The 2,350-nt window shown below is 68.6% G+C and carries 3 protein-coding genes; 1 reads left to right on the forward strand and 2 read right to left on the reverse strand.

Annotation, left to right across the window (positions count from 1 at the left end; genetic code table 11):
• Positions 1-41: 41 nt before the first annotated feature.
• Positions 42-923, reverse strand: a complete 882-nt coding sequence (locus IE329_RS39750; protein ID WP_190215943.1) for an IS5 family transposase — start codon at positions 921-923, stop codon at positions 42-44.
• 298 nt (positions 924-1,221) lie between these two features.
• Between IE329_RS39750 and IE329_RS39755 the strand changes: the two genes are divergently transcribed.
• Positions 1,222-1,602: a hypothetical protein gene (locus IE329_RS39755; RefSeq protein WP_190215944.1), complete on the forward strand. Its 381-nt coding sequence runs from the start codon at positions 1,222-1,224 to the stop codon at positions 1,600-1,602.
• Positions 1,603-1,659: 57 nt separating this feature from the next.
• Here IE329_RS39755 and IE329_RS39760 read toward each other — a convergent pair whose 3' ends face one another.
• Positions 1,660-2,133, reverse strand: coding sequence for an Imm21 family immunity protein (locus IE329_RS39760; RefSeq protein ID WP_190215945.1), 474 nt, complete (start codon positions 2,131-2,133; stop codon positions 1,660-1,662).
• Positions 2,134-2,350: the final 217 nt, after the last annotated feature.

The following is a 2,350-nucleotide window of genomic DNA, read 5'->3' on the forward strand; positions in this document are numbered from 1 at the left end:
AGGACCTCAGGAATCGGGCCGACGCTCTGGAGGCGGGCTGATCACGGTCTGAGCCAGAGGCGTATCGACGCGACGGTGACGGTGCCGTGGAAGACGTAGGCGCGCTTGTCATACCGCGTCGCGACGGCCCTGAAGTGCTTGAGTCGGTTGATCGTCCGCTCGACCTCGTTCCGGCGCTTGTACATCTCCTTGTCGAAGCCCGCGGGCCGGCCTCCTCGGCTACCGCGGCGCCGGCGGTTGGCCCGCTGGTCCTTCGGCTCCGGGATGGTGTGCTTGATCTGGCGTCTGCGCAGGTAGCGGCGATTTCGGCGGGAGCTGTAGGCCTTGTCGCCGCCGAGGTGGTCGGGGCGGGTGCGCGGATGCCCGCCGCCGTGGCGCCTGACCCTGATGCGCTCCAGGACCGGGATCAGCTGAGGGCTGTCGCCCCACTGACCGGGCGTGATCAGCATGGCCAGTGGACGGCGGCCGCCTTCCCCGGCAAGGTGGATCTTGGAGGTCAGGCCGCCACGGGACCGGCCGATTCCCTCGTCGGGGCGGTGCTGCCGGGGTGTTGATCTCCGCTTCGGGATCCGGGGTGTTCTGCGCGGTGCACCGGCAGCGTGCTGGTGGGCCCGGCACGAGGTGGAGTCCACACTCACCATGCTCCAGTCGATGCGCCCCTGAGAGTCGGCCTCGGCCTGGACGGCCTGGAGGATCCTTTCCCAGGTGCCGTCCGCCGACCACCTGCGGTGGCGCTCGTACACGGTCTTCCAGCTCCCGAACCGCTCCGGCAGGTCCCGCCACGGGACACCCGTGCGGATCCGGAACAGGATTCCGTTGATCACCGTCCGGTGATCAGTCCAACGTCCGCCGCGGCGACCGGTCTTCGGCAGATGCGGTGCCAGTTGCACCCACTCGTCGTTCATAAGATCGCCCCGCCCCACGACCAACACAATGGTCCACGCGAGGCGATCACATGATCCGCCGGACAGAACCTAGACCCCAACCCGGTGAACCTATGCGGTCACAGCCCTAGCGTTCCTCCGTTCACGAGGCTGGCAGGTAGCGCTCGCGATCGATCAGTGCCCGCCCCTTGGGGGAGGAGGGGCGGGGAAGAGGCCGATCCGGGAGTTCTGGAGGTGTGTCGGGGGGAGGGTAGGGGGTGTTCGGGTCGGGGGTGGGGGTGTTGGCAAGTTTGGTTGTCCTGGCCCGCGGCGCTTGGTGACAGGGCATGATCAATGCGTGACGGTGTGGTGGGTGGGGCGCAGGGACGCGGCGTTGGTGCGGATCGCGGAGCGGATGGTGTTCTTCGGCGGGGAGCCGGTGGAGGATCCGGGTGCCGCTGAGCTGGCGGACGCCTTGGCGGAGCTGGCCGGGGAGTATCTGGCCAGTGCGCGGGGGGAGGCGGTGCGCCGGGCGGGTGTCCTGCTGCACGAGGCCGCCGGGGAGTTGCGCCAGGCCGATCGATTCCGGGGGACGTTGCTGCCGGTGGTGCTGCGTCACATGCGTCGGGCGGAAACGGTGCTGGACGAAGCGGGCGGCTGTCTGGGGCTGGCGCTGCGCGGTGTGACGGCGCCGTCCGGGGGTGAAGCCGGCGCTGGGGTCGGCGGTGGGGTGGGGTGAACGCGCCGCGAGGTGATCGATTCCTGGTTCCGGGCAGAGCCGCTGCGTCCGCCACGCTCAGATTCTGACCAGCCGTTCCAGCATGAACTGGTCACCCTGGAACGCCTCGATGAACAACGACTGGACCAGATCGCGGCCCTCGGGAACGTGAACGCGGATCGTGTCCGTCTCGGCAGTGCGGGCAGCGTCGGCACCGGAGATCAGGCAGTCCATGAGGCGGTAGCTCCCGCCGAGCCAGATCTCGAAGGCATCTGTCCAGTCGTCCGACCCCATCGCCCGGTCCACCGCCTGCTCCAGCGCGCTGTCATCCTCGGCCGCGTACTGGCGGACGAATGTCATCCGGCGATCGAGGTAGGTCACGGGCAGCGCTTCCCCGCCCAGGATCAGTACTTCGCCGAGGCCGGGCTTTAGGACCCGAGCGACGCAGTCCTCGAGCGCGTCCATGAACTCAGCACCGTCGCAGGCGGCGACATGGGACTCCGGGCGCAAGGCGTAGTAGCCGAAGTCGCTTACGTCGATCCACTTCACCATGATCACCTGATCCCGGCCGTTTTCCGTGCCTATGAGGCGATCAGGCTACCCAGCGGCACGTCAGCAGCGAGTTCTCACTGCGGGGGACAAGCCGATGGGCAGCTGAGCAGATCTGTGGGCCGTCCTCGGGGCGCCGGACGGATCTGTGCCCGCCCGAACGCAGGTTCGCCGGTGGCATGGGGTCCTCGTGGTGTGTGGTTGGGGGTGGTTGGTCGGT

The sequence above is a fragment of the Kitasatospora indigofera genome (assembly GCF_014655955.1).
Taxonomy (GTDB): Bacteria; Actinomycetota; Actinomycetes; order Streptomycetales; family Streptomycetaceae; genus Kitasatospora; species Kitasatospora indigofera.

Coding starts and splice junctions, on each gene's coding strand:
- IE329_RS39760 (WP_190215945.1), bottom strand. CDS start 2,133: ATGGTGAAGTGGATCGACGTAAGCGACTTCGGCTACTACGCCTTGCGC.